Source organism: Cellulomonas sp. CW35 (assembly GCF_052378485.1).
Taxonomy (GTDB): Bacteria; Actinomycetota; Actinomycetes; order Actinomycetales; family Cellulomonadaceae; genus Cellulomonas; species Cellulomonas uda.
The window spans coordinates 1204205-1221871 of the sequence record NZ_CP199000.1; the positions used below are offsets into that span (position 1 = coordinate 1204205).

Here is a 17667-nt window from a genome sequence, read left to right on the forward strand (position 1 = left end):
CGCGTCAGCGCGCGTCGTCGCCGTACGTCGGGTCCACGTCCTCGGGCGCGCGGCCCAGCATGTGCGCGACCTGCTCGACGACGACGTCGCGCACCAGGTCCGCGAGGTCGAGCGGGTCGTGCGCCCGCCCCTCGACCGGCCGGCGGTACACGACGACCCGCGCGGGCAGCCCCGCGTCGGCGGGGAAGTAGCGACCGAGCGGGACACCGCCGTGCTCCCACGGTGCCGGGTTGGACGGCGGAACGTCCTCGACCGCGAACTCGGTGCCCTCGAGCTGGCGTGCCCAGCGCCGCTCGAGGTGCTCGACGGCGTCGAGCACGAGGTCGTCGAACCGCTGCGCACGCGTGCGGTACGCGGGCATCGTGGTCGGCATCAGGGGTCCGCGCAGCCCGCGGCCGCGCCGGTCACGGCGCCGTACGGGCTGGACCGCCGGCGCCTCGCGCGGGCCGAGCGCGCGGCGTCCGGCACGGTCGGGCGAAGACGTGCTCACGCTCCGCACGATAGTCGCTGGACGAGCACGGGACCGCCGCGGCGGGCGGGGGAGGCGGGCCAGGCGCGACAGGACGGCGGCCGGTCGTGGTCGTGGCGGGGCGCTGCGCGGCGACGAGCGGCGTGGACGCGCGACGCCCCGCGCGCGGCGGGGTAGGTTCAGCCCGTGAGATCCGTCCGGCAGTGCTCGCGCACCGCGTGCGGCCGCCCGGCCGTCGCGACGCTGACCTACGTGTACGCGGACTCGACAGCCGTGCTCGGCCCGCTCGCCCAGCACGCCGAGCCGCACTCCTACGACCTGTGCGTCCCGCACGCCGAGCGCCTCACCGCGCCCCGCGGGTGGGAGGTCGTCCGGCTGCTCCCGGAGTTCGAGCCGCTCGCGCCGAGCCGCGACGACCTGCTCGCGCTCGCGGACGCCGTGCGCGAGGCAGGGCGCGCGCCCGAGCCGGTGGTGGCACCGGGCGTGCCCGAGCCGGCGGCGCTCGCCGACGCCCCGCGTCGTGGGCACCTGCGGGTGCTGCGAGGGGCAGGCGCGGACGTGGGCGAGGGGACGGTCTAGCAGTGGCACGTCGCAGGGGGAACGCCGCACGCGCGCGCGCGGCCGCGGCGCCGGAGCCGTTGGGCTCCATCAGCCAGCCGCGGGGCGCGCTGCCGCCCGGGACGCAGGAGTGCCTCGGGTGCGGCGAGACCCGCTTGACCCGCATCCGCATGGCGCTGCCGGACACGCGTCAGGCGACGTTCGTCTCCTGCCCGTCGTGCGAGGTGACCAACTGGTTCGCCCTGGAGGGTGACGGGACGCCGCTGTCCCGCGACGAGGTGACGGGCGGCGCGTGACGTCCCGCCCCGGGTGCGCGGGGCGTGCGCCGCAGCGCGTCCGACGTCCGGCGGTTCGACCGTTCCCCGATACGATGCCCCGGTGAGTGCCGAACGAGTCGACCTGTCCGCGTTCATCAAGGCGTACGACGTGCGAGGGGTCGTCCCCGACGAGCTCGACGCGCGCGTCACGCGAGCGATCGGCGCGGCGTTCGCCGACGTCGTCGTGATCCCCGAGACGCCGGCGGGATCCAGGCCGGCCGTCGTCGTGGGCAACGACATGCGCCCCTCGGGCCCCGAGCTCGTGGCCGGCTTCGCCGACGGCCTCGCAGGTCGCGGCGTCGACGTCGTGACGATCGGGCTGTGCTCGACCGACGGCCTGTACTTCGCGTCGGGCAGCCTCGGCATCCCGGGGGCGATGTTCACCGCGAGCCACAACCCGGCCCGGTACAACGGCATCAAGCTGTGCCGCGCGGGTGCGCGCCCGGTGGGCCAGGACACGGGCCTCGCGGCGGTCCGGGACCTCGCGGGCGACTACCTCGCGGGCGAGGTGCCGCAGGTCGGCGACGACGAGCGCGGCGCGGTCACCGAGCGGGAGATGCTCGCGGACTACGCGGCGTTCCTGCGGTCGCTCGTCGACCTGTCGGGCATCCGGCCCCTGAAGGTCGTGGTTGACGCGGGCAACGGCATGGGCGGGTACACGGCCCCCGCGGTCCTGGGCACGGCCGCGTGCCTGCCCGAGCTGCCGCTCGACGTCGTCCCGCTGTACTTCGAGCTCGACGGCACGTTCCCGAACCACGAGGCGAACCCCCTCGAGCCCGCGAACCTCGTGGACCTGCAGAAGGCCGTCGTCGAGCACGGGGCGGACATCGGCCTCGCGTTCGACGGCGACGCCGACCGCTGCTTCGTCGTCGACGAGCAGGGCGACCCCGTCTCCCCGTCGGCGATCACCGCGCTCGTCGGGCTGCGCGAGGTCGCGCGGGAGCAGGCGGCGGGCCGCGAGTCGACCGTGATCCACAACCTCATCACGTCGCAGGTCGTGCCCGACCTGCTGCAGGCCGCGGGAGCGCGCACCGTGCGCACCCGCGTCGGCCACTCGTTCATCAAGGCGCAGATGGCCGAGCACGAGGCGGTGTTCGGCGGCGAGCACAGCGCGCACTACTACTTCCGCGACTTCTTCTTCGCCGACACCGGCATGCTCGCCGCGCTGCACGTGCTCGCGGCGCTCGGCGGCCAGCCCCACCCGCTGTCCGCGCTCGCGGACTCCTACCAGCCGTACGTCGCGTCGGGCGAGATCAACTCGCGCGTCGTGTCCGTGCCGGACGCGCGTGCGCGCGTCGTCGACGCGTACGTGACGCGTCAGGGCGCCGGCCCGGTGACGGTCGACGAGCTCGACGGCCTGACGGTCTCGCACTGGGACTCCCACCCGCGCTGGTGGTTCAACCTGCGCGCGTCCAACACCGAGCCGCTCCTGCGGCTCAACGTCGAGGCCGCGGACGCCGACATCATGGAGAAGGTGCGCGACGACGTGCTCGCGCTCGTGCGGCAGGGCGAGCCCGCGTACGCCGGGGGTGCGGCGTGAGCCCCGACCTGACCGCCGCGAGCGGCGGGATCGAGGCGTGGGCACGCGACCTGCTGCGCTGCCCCGTGACGGGCGCGACTCTGGTGGACGCGACGGACGAGGAGGGCGCGCCGTGCCTGGACTCCACGGACCCGCAGCGTCCGCTGCGGTACCCCGTGCGCGACGGCATCCCCGTCCTGCTGGAGTCCGCCGCGACGCCGCTGCCGGCGCGCTGACGACGACGCGGGGCGTGCGGCCCGCCGCGCGGGCCGCCCGTACGCCGACGCTCACGCAGCTCGCCGCGGTCCTGCTGGCCGCGGTCGTGATCGGTGCTGTGCTGATCGGTGCGATGCCGGTCGGTGCGATGCCGGTCGGTGCAGCGCCGGTCGGTGCGGTGCCGGCGGTGGCCGGCGCGACGGGCTCGCGCGCGGGCGGCGACCGCGCGGACGCCCGCGACCAGACCGCCGCGCGGGCACCGTCGCTGCCCGTCGCCGCGCGCGCCGGTCGGGCGGTCGCGGACGTGGTCGTGACCGGCACGGGCGGGCCGGGGAGCGCGCGTGACGTCGCCGGGCACGTGCGGCCCGCCGCCGCCGGGGCGCCCGTCGCGCTGCAGCGGTGGACGCCCGCCGGGTGGCAGACGGTCGACCGCGGCCGGGCACGCGTCGACGGTGCGTTCACGCTGCGGCTCGTGACGGGCGGGCTCGGCAACGCGCAGTACCGGGTGGTCGCGCCGCACTGGCTCGGGCAGCCCCGGGTCGCGAGCGACGCGATCGACGTGGGCGCCTACGGCGACCTGCGCGAGGTCCTGCCGCCCGACGAGCCGTGCCAGGGCGCGGTCGCGTTCGCCCAGCCCGGGTGCGAGAACCCCGACCTCGCGGGCCGGCTGATGCCCGACCCGCGCCGCGGCGTGGGCTGGCACCGGGACACCAACGGCGCCTTCGCGTGCTTCCACGGCGAGACGGACGTCCCCGTGGAGCGGTGCGACTACGGGTCCACGCGCCCCGACGCGCTGCGGGTCGCTCTCGTCGGCGACTCGCACGCGGCGATGGTGCTGCCCGGGCTGCGGGACCAGGCCGAGCGGCTCAACTGGCGGCTGCACAGCTACGCGGCGGCGCGCTGCCTGCTCGCCGACCCCGGGCCGGTCGACGACGAGTGCCACTTCCGCCGCGGCGACCTGCTGCGCCGGCTGCTGGGCGGGCGGTACGACGTCGTCATCCTCACCGGCTACCGGCAGACCGCGGCGGCGCCGGACGCGATCGCGCTGGCGCTGCGGCGGCTGCTCGGCACCGGCGCGGTGGTCACGGTGATCGGTGACGGACCGAAGCTCGACGACGCCACGCTCGCTTGCGCCACGAACCCGGCCGCCACGGTCGCGCAGGTGGTCGCGTGCGCGATGCCGCGCGCGGCGGCGCTCCAGCCGCCCGACCCGCTGCTCGCCGCGCACGCGTAGGCGCCCGGGACGGTGCTCGTCGACACGGTCGACCTCATGTGCGGCGCCGCCGACTGTCGGCCCGTCGTCGGGCACGTCATGGCGTACCGGGACCTGCACCACCTGTCGGCGACGTTCGGCCGCTCGATCCTCGCGTACCGTCTGGGGCCGGTGGTGGCGGCGCTCGACGCGCGCGCCGCGGGGGAGCGCGGCATCGTCGGATGAGACCTCCCCAGCCTCCGGACCCGACGCGACCCCGTACCGCCCAGGAGGACCTCATGAGCGCCCTGCGCCGCACGCGCCTGCCCGGTGCCCTCGTCGCGCTCGTCGCGCTCGTCGCGCTGCTCGCGGTCGGGGTACCGGCTCCGGCGGCCCGAGCGGACGGCTCTGCCGCAGGCGCGTCCACGCGCGCGACGACGGGCGGTGCCGCGCGAGCGGGCACCGAGGCGGCCGCCACGACGTCGCGGCGCGTCACCGGCTTCGCGGCCCGCGGGACCGGCGGGCCGGGGACGCTGCGCGTGTTCTCGGGCCGCGTGCTGCCCGCGGCCGACCAGGCACCGGTCGTGCTGCAGCGATGGACCGCGGGCTCGTGGGTCACGGTGGCGCGCGCCCGCACGGGCTCGCGCGGCGGGTTCGACCTGCGCGTGCGGCCCGACGCGCTCGGGAACCGTCAGTACCGGGTGGTCGCCCCGGCCTGGTACGGGCGGCCGTGGGTCGCCAGCGGCGCGCTGGACGTGGGCGCGTACGGGGACCTCACGCGCGTCCTGGGCACGGGGGTCGCGTGCCTCGGCGCGGCCGCGATGGACCCCCGCGACCGTCCGTGCACCAACCCCGACCTGTCGGGCAGCATCCGCCCCGACCCGCGCCGCGACGGGTGGCAGGACGACACCGGGGGCGCGTTCTCCTGCTACGTCGCCGCCGTGACGGAGCGCGTGCGCTCGTGCACGTACGGGTCCCGGTCGCGGGATGCGCTGCGCGTCGCGGTCACGGGCGACTCGCACGGGGCCATGACGCTCCCCGGGCTGCGGGACTCCGCGGCGCGGCTGAACTGGCGGCTCGACACGTACGTCGCGCAGGGCTGCCTGCTCGCCGACCCGGGGCCGGCCGAGCACGCGTGCCACCTGCGCCGCGCCGACCTGCTGCGCCGGCTCGTCGCCGGGCGGTACGACGTCGTGGTCGTGACGGGCTACCGCGAGACGGGCGCGACGCCCGACGCGATGGCCGTCGCGTGGCGCCGCCTGCAGGAGGCGGGCACGCTCGTCGTCGCGATCGTCGACAACCCCACCATGAGCCGGTCGGCCCTCACGTGCGCCACGGGCGCCACGACCGTGCGCGTCGCGCTCGCCTGCCGCACACCGCGCGACGTCGCGCTCGCGACCCCCGACCCGCTGCGCAAGGCCCACGCGCTGGTGCCCGGCAGCGTGCTCGTCGACACCACGTCGCTCCTGTGCACGTCGTCGGTGTGCCGGCCCGTGGTCGGGCACGTGATGGCGTACCGGGACCGGCACCACCTGTCGGCGACGATGAGCCGCACGCTCGCGCCGTACCGGCTCGACCGCATCGCCGCGGCGCTCTGAGCGCCGCGCCCCACCCGGCGGGCCGTCAGGACCGGGGGTCCGGGACGCCGTGCGGCAGACGGTGCAGGAGCGCCGCCTCACGGTCGCGACGCTCGGCGGCCCGGTGCTCCGCGACCAGCTCGCGGTCCCGTCGCTCGGCCAGGACCGCGGCGAGGAAGGCCTCAGGATGCGTCCCGGCAGGCGGCAGCGGGTGCACGTAGCGTTGCACCTCCTGCGTGAGACGCGTGCCGAGCTCGACGCGCGAGCCCAGGTGCAGACGCGGCGCGCGCCCGAGGAACTGCCGCGTCGACAGCGCGAGACCGTCGGGCAGGCGTGCGACGTCCGCGGAGCGCGCCCACGCGGCCAGGTGCGGGGGCATGACGAGCGGCGCCCGCGAGGGTGAGCCACCCCGCACCCGCACCGCGTACGTCCCGGCCAGCACGTCACCGACCCGCTTGCCGCGCGGGTGGACCATCGACGTGATCAGCGCGACCGAGCCGAACGTGAGCCACAGCTCGACCACCCCGGTGAGCGCGCGCACGAGCGCCTGACGGAACACGATCGGGCCACCGTCGTCGCGCACGATGCGGATGCCCACCGCGAGCTTGCCGAGCGAGCGCCCGCGCGTGAGCGTGTCGACGAGCGTCGGCAGCCCGATCAGCAGGAACGCGACCATCACCGTCCCGCCGACGCTCGCGACGGCCTCGGACGCCGTGATCCGCACGACGTTCGCGAGCAGCATCGCGGCGGCGATCAGCACGACGACCAGCACGGCCAGGTCGATGAGCGCGCCGAGCAGGCGCGAGAGCACCGACGCCGACCGCGCGTCGAGCTCGACGGCCTCACCGATGACGATCGTGTCCGCCCCGACGTCCAGCCCGCTCACCTCCGGCCCCCTCGTCTCCCGACCCGCTCACCCCGCGTCCGCACCCTAGCGGGTCGGGCGGGATGGCAGGCTGTGCCGCATGGACCTCGACGCCTACCAGGCGGTGCACGCCGCGTCCTGGCAGCGGCTGGACGACCTCACGCGCATCCGGCGGCGTACGGGAGCGGAGGCCGACGAGCTCGTGCGGCTCTACCAGGCCGCCGCGACCGACCTGTCGACGATCCGCTCGGCCGCACCCGACCCGGAGACCGTCGCCCAGCTCTCGCAGCTCGTCGCCCGGGCCCGGGCGGCGGTCGCGGGCACGCACGAGCCGTCCTGGCGGGAGGTCGTGCGGTTCGTCGTCGTGACCGTGCCCGCGGCGTTCTACCGCCTGCGCTGGTGGACCGTGGCCGTGATGGTCGCGTTCGTCGCGGTCGCGCTGGTCGCGGGCGTGTGGGTCGCGACGGACCCGGACGCGCTCGCGGCGATGGGCACGCCCGCGGCGCGGCAGGAGTACGTCGACGACGCGTTCGCCTCCTACTACGACCCGGGCGTGGGCTTCGCGGCCACGGTGTGGACCCACAACGCGCTGCTCGCGGCGATCTGCGTGGGCACGGGCGTCACCGGCGTCGGGCCGGTGTACTTCCTGTGGTCCAACGCGGTCGCGATCGGCAACATCGGCGGCATGATGTCCGCGCACGGCGCGCTGGACGTGTTCCTGACGCTCATCGCCCCCCACGGGCTGCTCGAGCTCACGGCCGTGTTCGTCGCCGGCGCCGCCGGGCTCAAGGTCTTCTGGGCGTGGGTCGCGCCCGGGCCACGCACGCGTGGGCGCGCCCTGTCGCAGGAGGCCCGTGCGCTGTTCACCGCGGCGATCGGGCTGGTCGGTGTCCTCGGGCTGTCGGGCCTCGTCGAGGGTTTCGTGACCGGGTCGGGCCTGTGGTGGTGGGTGAAGATCGTCATCGGCGCGCTCGCGCTCGCGGCGTTCTGGACGTACACGATCGTCCTGGGTGGACGCGCCGTGCGGGCAGGGGAGACGGGCGACCTCACCGACGACCGCGCCGGGTACGCCCTGGCGACCGCGGGCTGAGACGGGCCGCCAGGCCGCGGCTCAGAGCCGGCCGGCGGCCTTGAGCGCCAGGTAGGTGTCCGCGAGCCGCGGTGCGAGGTCGTCCGGCAGCCCCTCGACCACCTCGGCGCCGCGCTGACGCAGGCGCACCGCGACCGCCGCACGCTCGAGGCCGGCGCGCTCGGCGGCGGCCGCGTCGAACACGGCCGTCGCGTCCGCGCGTCCGCGCGCCAGCTCCGCGACCTCCGGGTCGGCGACCGACGCGACGACCACCTGGTGCCGGTCGGCCAGCCCGGCGACGACGTCGAGCAGCCCGTGCTCGACGACCACGGGCTCCAGCGTCGTCAGGAGCACGACGAGCGCGCGCTGCGACATCCGGGCACGCACCTGCGCCACGACCCCGGGCCAGTCCGTCTCCACGAGCGCGGGCGTCACGCCCGCGAGCTGGTCCGCCAGGGCGGGCATGAGCCGCGGTCCGGACGTCCCGGCGACCCGCGCGCGCACGCGCCGGTCGTAGGCCAGCAGCTCGACGCGGTCGCCCGCGTGCTGCGCGAGTGCGGACAGCAGCAGCGCGGCCTCGATGCCCGCGTCGAGGCGCGGCTCGTCCTGCACGCGCACGGCCGACGTCCGGCCGGTGTCCAGCACGATCATCACGCGCCGGTCCCGCTCGGGCCGCCACGTGCGGACCACGACGTCGGCACGACGCGCCGACGCGCGCCAGTCGATCGAACGCACGTCGTCGCCCATGACGTACTCGCGGAGCGAGTCGAACTCGGTCCCCGCACCGCGGATCTGCACCGCGGCGCGCCCGTCGAGCTCGCGCAGCCGGGCGAGGCGCGAGGCGAGATGGCGCCGGGAGCGGAACGCGGGCAGCACGCGCAGCCGCGTGGGCACGTCCACGGACGCCTGGCGCGCGGCGAGTCCCAGCGGCCCCCACGCGCGGATCGTCACGCGGTCGCCCCGCAGGTCGCCGCGGCGCGTCGGGACGAGCAGCGTGCGGACGCGCCGTGCGTCGCCCGGGGCCAGGTCCACCGCGTGCCGGTCCGGGTGCGTCTGCGCGCCACGCCCCCCGGTGCCGGGGTCGCCGCCCGGGGTCGCACCGGCCGACGGCGGCCAGGCGTCCCGCACGTGCGCACGCAGGCGCCGACGACCGCCGACGTGCGTGAGCGTGACCGTCGAGCGGACCGGCTCGCCGAGCCGCACGGACGCCGGCACCTCGCGACGCACCGCGACCTCGCGCGGTGACGCCGCGAGCCAGGCGTCCACGCCGCACGCGAGCACGACGAGCACGGCCCACACGATCACCGTCCCGGACATCGGGACGAGCAGGACCACGGGGATCCCGAGCGCGGCGAGCAGCACGGCCCGCCAGGTCACCGCCACGTCGTCAGCGCGGGACGGGGACCGAGGCGAGGACCGTGTCGAGCACGGTCTCCGCCGTCACGCCCTCGAGCTCGGCCTCCGCCCGCAGCTGCACGCGGTGCCGCAGCGTCGGGTGCGCGAGCGCCTTCACGTCGTCCGGCGTCACGTACGCCCGCCCGGACAGCCACGCCCACGCGCGGGCCGTCGCGAGCAGCGCCGTGGCGCCACGCGGCGAGACGCCGAGCGACAGCGAGGGGGACCGCCGCGTCCCGCGGCACACGTCGACGGCGTACCCGAGCACCTCGCGCGCCACCTGCACGCGCGCCACCTCGGCCCGCGCACGGTCGAGCACCGCCTGGTCCGCGACGGGCCGCACGCCCGCGGCCGCCAGGTCGCGCGGGTCGAAGCCCGCGGCGTGCCGCGCGAGCACCTCGACCTCGTCCTCGCGCTCCGGGAGCGGCAGCGTGAGCTTGAGCAGGAAGCGGTCGAGCTGCGCCTCCGGCAGCGGGTACGTGCCCTCGTACTCCACGGGGTTCTGCGTCGCGATCACGAGGAACGGGTCGGGCAGGCGGCGCGGCTCGCCGTCGACCGAGACCTGCCGCTCCTCCATCGCCTCGAGCAGCGAGGACTGCGTCTTGGGGGGCGTGCGGTTGATCTCGTCCGCGAGCAGGAGGTTGGTGAACACCGGCCCCGCCCGGAACGAGAACTGCGCGGTCCGGGCGTCGTACACGAGCGACCCGGTGACGTCGCCCGGCATGAGGTCGGGCGTGAACTGCACGCGCTTGGTCTCGAGCTGGAGGCTCGCCGCGAGCGTGCGCACCAGCAGCGTCTTGGCGACGCCGGGGACGCCCTCGAGCAGCACGTGCCCGCGGCACAGCAGCGCGATCACCAGGCCGGACACCGCGGCGTCCTGGCCCACGACGGCCTTCGCGACCTCGGCGCGCACGTCGGCGAGCGCCTGGCGCAGCTCGACGCTGGGCGCGAACCCCGCGGGTGCGGCGGGCTGCCCGCCGGCCGGGGGGGCCGGGGGGCTCGGGGGGCTGCTCGGGGGGCTGCTCGGGGGGACGGTCACGTCGTCGGTCACGATCGGTGAACCTCGCTCTCCAGGGTGTCGAGCCGGCCGGCCAGCTGGGCCAGCGCGGAGTCGGTGGTCGGTGGCGGGCCGTACAGCAGCTCCTCGACGCCGGCCGCGTCGCGTCCCGTGGCGCGCGCGACCGCGTCGATCACGTCGGGTGCGGCGGCCGAGCGCGGCAGGCCGAGCCGCGCGGCGCACCGGCTCGCGGTCGCGGCGCGCAGGGCGGCCGCCGCGTGCCCGTGCGCGCGGCCCCGGCGGTACAGCCGTCCGCGGCCACGCGTCGTCTCGCCGGCCCGCACGACGACGGGCAGCGGCTCGACGACGAGCCGCCCGAACCGTCGTCCGCGCCACACGCCCGCGACCACGACGACGAGCGCGAGCATCCACAGCAGCGGCCCGGTCCACGGGGGCATCGTGCTCGCGAGCGTCTCGTCGGACGCCGTTCCGTCCCACGGGTCGTCCCAGGACGGCAGGTACCAGACGAGCCGTTCGCCGCGACCCAGCACCCGCAGCGCGAGCGCGGCGTTGCCGGCGGTCTGAAGGTGGTCGTTCGTCAGGAGGTCCGCGCTGCCGAGCGCCGCGACACGGCGGCCGTCGACCTGCGCCACGACGTACGCGACCGACGCCCCCGCCGAGGGGAAGCAACCGACCTGGCCGGGCGCGGCGACCAGCGCACCGGTCGAGACGACCGTGCCCGCGGCGCGCGCGTCGGGGTCGTCGCAGCGGGCCGGCCGCGGGGCGTCGCTCGTGGCGCCGAAGCCGCCGCGGATCCCGGCGACCTGCTCGGCCGTCCACGGTGTGCCGACGAGCACGAGGTCCGCCCCGAGGCCGCGCAGCGCGTCGACCTGTGCGTCACCGAGCGCGGACTCGCCGAGCACCGCGACGGTCACGCCCGGGGCGTCGGCCGCGACGACGTCGGCGAACCGGCGCGTGTACCGCACGTCCACGCCGTGCCGCCCGAGGATCTGCGCGACGGCCCGTGCACCCGTCGGTCCCGGGTTGTCCGGTGCGAGCGGCGTGGTCGAGGTGCGCGGCTCGGGCAGCGCGGCGAGCAGACCGATCACCAGGAGCGCCGCGACGAGCGCGAGCGGGACCCGCAGGCGCCGCCAGCGGCCGGCGGCGCGCGAGCGCGTCGTCGTCCCGTCGCCGACGACACCGGCCGGGTGGCTGCCGGCGTGCACGTCCGTGGTGCTCATCGCGGCACCGCCACCGCGCCGTGGTACGCGGTGCCCGCGGTCGCGGTCGGCCGCGCGGCGCCGACCGCGACGACGAGCGCGCGGAGCCGGTCGTCGTCGACGCGCGTCGCGGTCCGGCCGCCGTACGCCACGTCGTCGAACAGCGTGCCGCCCGCGACGAGCTCCGCGGCGACGTCGGGCAGCCGGGCGCCCGCGTCGAGCGTGGCCTCGTGCGCGGTGCGCCCGGGACGCTCGTCGAGCACCGCGCGCTCCTCGAGGTCGCGTACGACGGCGCGGAACCGCTCGAGCACCGCCGTGGTCCAGTCACCCGCACGCGCGGCCGCGTCCGCCGCGGCGCGCAGCTGCGCGGCGGTGCGCGTGTCGTCGTGGTCGAGCACCGTACGGGTCGCGGACGCGCGCCCGCTGCGCACCGGACCGGCGACCCACCACGCCACCAGCAGCGCCAGCGCCACCGCGCCGACCAGCACGAGCGCGACCACGGGCCCGTCGAGCGAGACGCCCTGCATGTCCGAGAACTGCCGCTGCAGCCACTCCAGCAGCCGCTCGAGGACCGAGCGTCGGTCCTGGTACTCCGGGCTCGCGAGCTCCTCGACGGCCCAGCGGCGTGCGGTCTCGGCGTCGGGCGTCACGGGCGGCTCCACCGCGCCGAGGACCCGTGCGAGCAGCGCGCCTGGCGTCACGCGGCCTGCTCCGCCGCGCGCGCGAGCTCGATGTCGAGGCCCTCGCGGCGCATGCGCGTGTCGATGTACAGCAGTGCGACGACGGTCGCCGTGAAGACGGTCGTGAGCGTCAGCGCGAGCACGTTGCCGACCGACGTCACCGCGATCGCCCCGCCGCTCAGCGCGTCGGTCGAGCCGATGACGAACGTGAGCACGAGCGTGACGGGGAACTGCACCACCCAGGCGACGACGCTCGCGATGAGGTACGTGAGGATCTGGATGCCGAGCAGGCGCCAGAAGCTGCCGCGCGTGAGGCGCCAGGCGCGCGCCACCGTCGGCCAGAACTTGCGCTGCTCGAGCATGAGCGCCGCCGGCACGAGCAACGTGCGCACGCCGAACCACAGCGCCGCGACGACGAACGCGAGCCCCGCGAGGAGCGCGTACGCGAGCACCCAGCCCCACGAGGTCTGCGTCGCGATCAGCACGCCGATCCCGATGGCGACCGCGGCGACCAGGGTGACCGCGACGCCCTGCAGCAGCGAGAAGCCGACGACGTGCCACACGCGTCCCGAGCGCAGCACCTGCGACATGGTCGCCTTGCGTGCGATGACCGAGCGGCTGACGCTCACGATGAGCAGGCCGACGAGGATCGTGGTGGCGAGCGCGGTGACCGGCTGCGTCAGCAGCATCGCGCTGGAGGCGCCGAGCGAGCTCGCGCCGTCGTCGGCCAGGCCCGAGTCGACGAGGACCGGGTCGTCGAGGACCGAGGACCACTCCTGCGCGAGCAGGCCGCCGACGTACCACGTGAGGACGCCCTGCAGCAGCACGGCGACCGCGACGACCGCGAACGACAGCCCGAACATGACCGCCGGGTTGGCGCGCACCGCCCGGAACGCGCCGTCGAGGATCTCGCCGAGGTTCAGCGGGCGCAGCGGGATGATCCCCGGGCGCGCGGCGGGCGGCTGCCAGCCCGCGGGGCCGTAGCCGGGAGCGGTGGTGCCGTACCCGGGCGGAGGCCCGTACCCGGGCGGAGGCCCGTACCCGGGCGGGGGACCGTAGCCCGGCGGCGTGCCGTAGCCGGGCGCCGGCTGGCCGGCGGGAGGGTAGGGCGCGGGCGGCTGCGCACCGGCCGCCGGTCCCCAGCCGTCCGCCGCGGGGGCCGCAGGGGGCACGGCTGGCACGGAGGGCACGGTCGGCGCGGGGGGCGTCGGCGGTGTCGACGGCGCCGATCCGGGCGCGGCCCACGTGGGCGTCTGGTCGGCGTCCTGCGGGCCCGTCATCGAGCGTCGCTCCCTCGCGTCGGTGGCCGGGTCGGTCGCCCGGTCGTGGCAGCGCGCGGTCGGGGCCGAGCGCGCCCTCATCGTGCCACGTCGGGCGTCCCGCGAGGCAGATCCACCCGGTCGGCGGCACGGCATCACCCGGAGCTGCCGGGTCGCGGTGCGACAATGCCGCCATGAAGGGACGCGTGCTGGTGGTCGACGACGACACCGCCCTGGCCGAGATGATCGGGATCGTGCTGCGGTCGGAGGGTTTCGACCCGGTGTTCTGCGAGGACGGCGACGAGGCGCTGGGCGTGTTCCGCCAGACCCAGCCGGACCTCGTCCTGCTCGACCTCATGCTGCCCGGCAAGGACGGCAACGAGGTGTGCCGGCAGATCCGCGCCGAGTCGGGCGTGCCCATCGTCATGCTCACCGCCAAGAGCGACACGGTCGACGTCGTCCTGGGCCTCGAGTCGGGCGCGGACGACTACATCTCCAAGCCGTTCAAGCCCAAGGAGCTCGTCGCGCGCGTGCGCGCCCGCCTGCGCCGGTCCGACGAGCCCGCGCCCGAGCACCTGACCATCGGCGACGTGACGATCGACGTGCCCGGCCACCGGGTCGAGCGCGGCGGCCGCCCGGTGTCGCTCACGCCGCTCGAGTTCGACCTCCTCGTCGCGCTCGCGCGCAAGCCGTGGCAGGTGTTCACCCGCGAGGTGCTGCTCGAGAAGGTCTGGGGGTACCGGCACGCCGCGGACACGCGTCTCGTCAACGTCCACGTCCAGCGCCTGCGCAGCAAGATCGAGAACGACCCCGAGCAGCCGGAGATCGTCGTGACCGTCCGGGGCGTCGGGTACAAGGCAGGTGTGACGCCCACGTGACGGCCGGGACCGCCGGGGGGCACGCGCGATGCCGCGGCTGAGGGGGACCGGGCGGCTGCTGCGGGCGCGCGCGGGCCGTCGGCTGCGGCGCTGGGGGCACGCGTGGCGCTCGTCGCTGCAGGTCCGCGTCATCACGACGACGCTCGCGCTCGGCCTCGCGGCGCTCGGCGCGATCGGGCTGTACGTCGGCGAGCGCATGAAGGACGGGCTGTACACGGGCCGCGTCGAGCAGCTCCTCACCGAGAGCGCGCGCAGCACCGCGCAGGCGCAGACGACGTTCGACTCGTCGAACGCGCAGACGGCGGTCGACGTGCAGCGGCTCCTGCGCGAGGTGGCCGCCGCGCAGGCGTCCGGCGGTACGGGCGAGCGTGAGGTGTTCCTCCTGCGCGCGCCGGGGGAGGAGTCTGCGCTGTCGGTCGGCGTCGCGGGCTCCAAGCTGGCGCTCGCGGACCTGGTGAGCGAACGGCTGCAGGACGCGACGGCCGAGGGCGGCCAGCACTGGCAGTCGGTCGCCTGGGAGGTCGGCGGACGCGTCGAGCCGGCGGTCGTCGTCGGGCAGGACGTCACCGTGCCGCAGGCCGGCGAGTACGGCCTGTACTTCCTCTACAGCCTGCAGGCCGAGCAGGAGCGGCTGGACTTCCTGCTGCGGACCCTGGCGGCCGCCGCGGCCGCGCTCGTCGTCCTCCTGGGCGGCATGACGTGGCTCGTGACCCGGCAGGCGGTGCGTCCCGTGCGCCGCGCGGCCGAGGTCGCCGAACGGCTCGCCGACGGCCACCTCGCGGAGCGCATGCCGGTGCGCGGCGAGGACGAGATGGCGACGCTCGCGTCCTCGTTCAACGAGATGGCCGCGAGCCTGCAGGACCAGATCCGCCGCATGGAGGAGCTGTCGGCCGTGCAGCGCCGGTTCGTGTCCGACGTGTCGCACGAGCTGCGCACCCCGCTCACGACGATCCGCATGGCGGGCGAGGTCATCCACGCCTCGCGCGACGACTTCGACCCCGCGGTCAAGCGGTCCGCCGAGCTGCTGCAGACCCAGCTCGACCGCTTCGAGGACCTGCTCGCGGACCTGCTCGAGATCAGCCGCTTCGACGCCGGCGCCGCCGTGCTCGACGCGGACTCGCGCGACGTGCGGGACGTGGTCCTCGCGGCGGTCGAGCACACGTTCCCGCTCGCGGGACGACGCGGCTCGTGGCTGCGCGTCGACCTGTCCGCGTCGGAGTGCGTCGCGGACATCGACCCGCGCCGCGTCGAGCGCGTGCTGCGCAACCTGCTCGTCAACGCGGTCGAGCACGCCGAGGCCAGCACGGTCGAGGTCGTCGTCGCCGCGGACCGCAACGCGGTCGCCGTGACCGTGCGGGACCACGGCGTCGGGATGACCGCCGACGAGGCCCAGCACGTGTTCGACCGCTTCTGGCGCGCCGACCCCGCTCGCGCGCGCACCACGGGCGGCACGGGCCTCGGGCTCGCGATCTCGCTCGAGGACGCGCACCTGCACGGCGGCTGGCTCGAGGCGTGGGGGCGCCCCGGCCGCGGGGCGAGCTTCCGGCTCACGCTGCCGCGTCGTGCCGGCATCCGGCTGACCGACTCGCCGCTCCCGCTCGTCCCGGAGGACACCGTGCCGCCCGACCCCGTGACGCGGACCGTCAGCCGCCCGCGGACCGACCCGGCGGCGCTGCCGGACCTCGGGGACGAGCCGTCGACCGACCCGCGCGAACGTCAGGAGGTGCGATGAGCACGGCCCGTCGCCGGTCCGCCGGCGCTCCCGCCGGCCGCGGGGGAGCACGCGTGGTGCGCCTGCTCGGCGCGCTCGTCGCGACGGCCGCCCTGGGCGCGTGCGCGGCGATCCCGACATCGGGTGCGGTGCGCGAGGGCGACGGCACCGTCTCGGAGAGCCGGGACGTCGACGTGCTCGCCGAGGGCCCCCGCGCCGGCGCCACGCCGCAGCAGATCGTCGAGGGTTTCCAGCTCGCGGGGGCCGCGGGCTTCGTCGGCGAGTTCTCCACGGCGCGCGAGTACCTCACGGGGGCGGCGCTCCAGTCGTGGGAGCCGCTCGCCGAGGTCCTCGTGTACGACGACCCCGTGATCCCGGCCTCGACACAGGCCGGGACCGTGATCGCCACGATCCCGCTCACCGCTCGCGTCGACGCGGACGGGCGGTTCACCGAGGCGCCCCGGGACGCGCAGCGGGCGCTGACGTACGAGCTCGTGCGCAACCGCTCGGGGGAGTGGCGGATCGCGGACGCGCCCGACGGTCTGGTGCTGTCGGAGTCGGTCTTCGACAAGCAGTTCCGCGCGACCTCGCTGTACTTCCTGTCCGCCGACGGCACGTTCCTCGTGCCCGAGACGCGCTGGTTCCCCTCGCAGTCCCACAACCTGCAGACCTGGGTCGCGCGCGCGCTGCTCGCCGGCCCGTCCCCGTGGCTGCGGGACGCCGTGACCACGGCCGTCCCCGAGGGCGTGCAGCTGCAGGCCGACACCGTCGTCGTCGACGACTCGGGCATCGCGACCGTGCCGCTCGACATGGGCACGACCGTGCTCAAGGGCGACACCGCGAGCCTGTACGCCCAGCTCGACGCGACGCTGCGGCAGGTGCCCGGGGTGCGCGAGGTGAAGGTCACCGCGGGCTCCGTGCCGATCGTCGACACGCGGTCGGTGCAGCGCGGCGGCCTGCCGGACGGACCGGTCGAGATGATCCAGGACGACCGGCTCGTGACGCTCGGCGAGGACGGGCTCGGCCCGGTCGAGGGCGTCGCTCCGCTGCCCGTGGGCGCACGCTCGCCCGCGCGCGACGAGGAGGGCACGGTCCGCGTGATGCTCGACCCGGCCGGCACGCTCGTGACGGTGCCGCTCGAGGACAGCCCCTCGCAGGTGCTGCTCGACGGGCCGCGGCTCGTCGCACCGTCGGTCGACCGGCTCGGCTGGGTGTGGACCGCACGGCCCGGCGAGGGTGTCATCGCGGTCAAGCAGGGGCTCGACCCGGTCGTGGTCCCCGCCGAGTGGCTCGACGGGCGCACGGTGGTCGCGTTGCGCATGGCGCGCGACGCGACCCGCCTCGCGGTGGTCTCGCGCGGCTCGGACGGGGTGTCCGTCGACGTCGCGGCGGTGGTGCGCGACGCGCAGGGCACGCCGCAGAACATCGGCGAGCCCGTGCGCGCGGGTGCGGTGCTCCAGGACGCGAGCGACGTCGTGTGGCTCGACGAGTCTGTGCTCGGCGTCGTGGGGTCGAGCGACTCGTCGGTGCTCGTGCACAAGGTGCCCGTCGCGGGGCGCACGACCACCGAGGCCGAGGTCCCCGACCTCGCGGGCCTCGCGGGCGGGCGCGTCGTGTACGTCGCGACGACCGACGGCACGCTGCACCGGCTGGTCGGCTCGACGTGGGCGGCCGTCACGCACGTCGAGGGGGTGCGGGACCCGGCGTACCCGGGCTGACGGCGGGCACGCCCGCCGGGTGGCCGC

Annotated in this window: 18 protein-coding genes; 11 read left to right on the top strand and 7 right to left on the bottom strand. The window is 76.4% G+C overall.

The annotated features are described in order from the left end of the window. Positions 1 to 4 precede the first annotated feature (4 nt). Entirely contained in the window at positions 5 to 490 is a 486-nt protein-coding gene (locus tag ACT17Q_RS05615) for a metallopeptidase family protein (RefSeq protein WP_232514710.1), read from the bottom strand. A 165-nt stretch (positions 491 to 655) separates the two neighbouring features. Here ACT17Q_RS05615 and ACT17Q_RS05620 point away from each other — a divergent pair, with 165 nt between their 5' ends. The 7 genes from ACT17Q_RS05620 to ACT17Q_RS05650 all read left to right on the top strand — a co-directional run bounded on the left by ACT17Q_RS05620 (position 656) and on the right by ACT17Q_RS05650 (position 5869). Beyond that, on the top strand, positions 656 to 1048 hold the full coding sequence (locus tag ACT17Q_RS05620; RefSeq protein ID WP_094180495.1) for a DUF3499 domain-containing protein: 393 nt from the start codon (positions 656 to 658) through the stop codon (positions 1046 to 1048). Between the two features lie 2 nt (positions 1049 to 1050). Continuing rightward, positions 1051 to 1323 carry a hypothetical protein gene (locus ACT17Q_RS05625; RefSeq protein ID WP_444665066.1) on the top strand — a complete coding sequence of 91 codons (273 nt, stop codon included), beginning with the start codon at positions 1051 to 1053 and terminating at the stop codon, positions 1321 to 1323. Between the two features lie 82 nt (positions 1324 to 1405). Beyond that, entirely contained in the window at positions 1406 to 2884 is a 1479-nt protein-coding gene (locus tag ACT17Q_RS05630) for a phosphomannomutase/phosphoglucomutase (protein WP_444665067.1), read from the top strand. Continuing rightward, positions 2881 to 3099, top strand: coding sequence for a Trm112 family protein (locus tag ACT17Q_RS05635; protein WP_244937602.1), 219 nt, complete (start codon positions 2881 to 2883; stop codon positions 3097 to 3099). Before ACT17Q_RS05630 ends, ACT17Q_RS05635 begins: the two co-directional genes overlap by 4 nt. Before the next feature lie 14 nt (positions 3100 to 3113). Then, on the top strand, positions 3114 to 4313 hold the full coding sequence (locus tag ACT17Q_RS05640; protein WP_444665068.1) for an SGNH hydrolase domain-containing protein: 1200 nt from the start codon (positions 3114 to 3116) through the stop codon (positions 4311 to 4313). 12 nt (positions 4314 to 4325) lie between these two features. Then, positions 4326 to 4517 (top strand): hypothetical protein, encoded by a 192-nt coding sequence (locus tag ACT17Q_RS05645; protein WP_444665069.1) that lies wholly within the window; start codon positions 4326 to 4328, stop codon positions 4515 to 4517. 53 nt (positions 4518 to 4570) lie between these two features. After that, entirely contained in the window at positions 4571 to 5869 is a 1299-nt protein-coding gene (locus ACT17Q_RS05650; protein ID WP_444665070.1) for an SGNH hydrolase domain-containing protein, read from the top strand. Between the two features lie 25 nt (positions 5870 to 5894). Here ACT17Q_RS05650 and ACT17Q_RS05655 read toward each other — a convergent pair whose 3' ends face one another. Next, the gene (locus tag ACT17Q_RS05655) at positions 5895 to 6734 is read right to left on the bottom strand and encodes an RDD family protein (RefSeq protein WP_232514708.1); all 840 of its coding nucleotides are present in this window, start codon (positions 6732 to 6734) and stop codon (positions 5895 to 5897) included. Between the two features lie 79 nt (positions 6735 to 6813). Between ACT17Q_RS05655 and ACT17Q_RS05660 the strand changes: the two genes are divergently transcribed. Further along, entirely contained in the window at positions 6814 to 7803 is a 990-nt protein-coding gene (locus ACT17Q_RS05660) for a stage II sporulation protein M (protein ID WP_444665071.1), read from the top strand. A gap of 21 nt (positions 7804 to 7824) precedes the next feature. Here the strand turns inward: ACT17Q_RS05660 and ACT17Q_RS05665 are convergent, their stop codons facing one another. Genes ACT17Q_RS05665 through ACT17Q_RS05685 form a run of 5 tightly spaced genes read right to left on the bottom strand, consistent with a single transcriptional unit; the run spans position 7825 to position 13255 of the window. Next, complete coding sequence (locus ACT17Q_RS05665) at positions 7825 to 9165, bottom strand: DUF58 domain-containing protein (RefSeq protein WP_094180489.1); 1341 nt, start codon at positions 9163 to 9165, stop codon at positions 7825 to 7827. A 4-nt stretch (positions 9166 to 9169) separates the two neighbouring features. Continuing rightward, on the bottom strand, positions 9170 to 10228 hold the full coding sequence (locus ACT17Q_RS05670; protein WP_444665072.1) for an AAA family ATPase: 1059 nt from the start codon (positions 10226 to 10228) through the stop codon (positions 9170 to 9172). Then, positions 10225 to 11415 (bottom strand): DUF4350 domain-containing protein, encoded by a 1191-nt coding sequence (locus ACT17Q_RS05675; RefSeq protein ID WP_444665073.1) that lies wholly within the window; start codon positions 11413 to 11415, stop codon positions 10225 to 10227. Before ACT17Q_RS05675 ends, ACT17Q_RS05670 begins: the two co-directional genes overlap by 4 nt. Further along, on the bottom strand, positions 11412 to 12095 hold the full coding sequence (locus ACT17Q_RS05680; RefSeq protein WP_444665074.1) for a DUF4129 domain-containing protein: 684 nt from the start codon (positions 12093 to 12095) through the stop codon (positions 11412 to 11414). Before ACT17Q_RS05680 ends, ACT17Q_RS05675 begins: the two co-directional genes overlap by 4 nt. Next, positions 12092 to 13255 carry a glycerophosphoryl diester phosphodiesterase membrane domain-containing protein gene (locus ACT17Q_RS05685; RefSeq protein ID WP_444665075.1) on the bottom strand — a complete coding sequence of 388 codons (1164 nt, stop codon included), beginning with the start codon at positions 13253 to 13255 and terminating at the stop codon, positions 12092 to 12094. Before ACT17Q_RS05685 ends, ACT17Q_RS05680 begins: the two co-directional genes overlap by 4 nt. A gap of 272 nt (positions 13256 to 13527) precedes the next feature. Here ACT17Q_RS05685 and mtrA point away from each other — a divergent pair, with 272 nt between their 5' ends. The 3 genes from mtrA to ACT17Q_RS05700 are packed head-to-tail and all read left to right on the top strand — an operon-like array spanning position 13528 to position 17640. Further along, on the top strand, positions 13528 to 14211 hold the full coding sequence (gene mtrA, locus ACT17Q_RS05690) for an MtrAB system response regulator MtrA (RefSeq protein WP_094180486.1): 684 nt from the start codon (positions 13528 to 13530) through the stop codon (positions 14209 to 14211). A 28-nt stretch (positions 14212 to 14239) separates the two neighbouring features. Beyond that, positions 14240 to 15943: an MtrAB system histidine kinase MtrB gene (gene mtrB / locus ACT17Q_RS05695; protein ID WP_444665076.1), complete on the top strand. Its 1704-nt coding sequence runs from the start codon at positions 14240 to 14242 to the stop codon at positions 15941 to 15943. Continuing rightward, the gene (locus ACT17Q_RS05700; protein WP_444665077.1) at positions 15940 to 17640 is read left to right on the top strand and encodes an LpqB family beta-propeller domain-containing protein; all 1701 of its coding nucleotides are present in this window, start codon (positions 15940 to 15942) and stop codon (positions 17638 to 17640) included. The genes mtrB and ACT17Q_RS05700 overlap by 4 nt, the downstream gene beginning before the upstream one ends. Positions 17641 to 17667 lie beyond the last annotated feature (27 nt).

Bases quoted from the DNA above. Each gene is read 5' to 3' on its own strand.
- ACT17Q_RS05650 (WP_444665070.1), top strand. From the start codon at position 4,571: ATGAGCGCCCTGCGCCGCACGCGCCTGCCCGGTGCCCTCGTCGCGCTC.
- ACT17Q_RS05660 (WP_444665071.1), top strand. From the start codon at position 6,814: ATGGACCTCGACGCCTACCAGGCGGTGCACGCCGCGTCCTGGCAGCGG.
- ACT17Q_RS05675 (WP_444665073.1), bottom strand. From the start codon at position 11,415: ATGAGCACCACGGACGTGCACGCCGGCAGCCACCCGGCCGGTGTCGTC.
- mtrA (WP_094180486.1), top strand. From the start codon at position 13,528: ATGAAGGGACGCGTGCTGGTGGTCGACGACGACACCGCCCTGGCCGAG.
- mtrB (WP_444665076.1), top strand. From the start codon at position 14,240: ATGCCGCGGCTGAGGGGGACCGGGCGGCTGCTGCGGGCGCGCGCGGGC.
- ACT17Q_RS05700 (WP_444665077.1), top strand. From the start codon at position 15,940: ATGAGCACGGCCCGTCGCCGGTCCGCCGGCGCTCCCGCCGGCCGCGGG.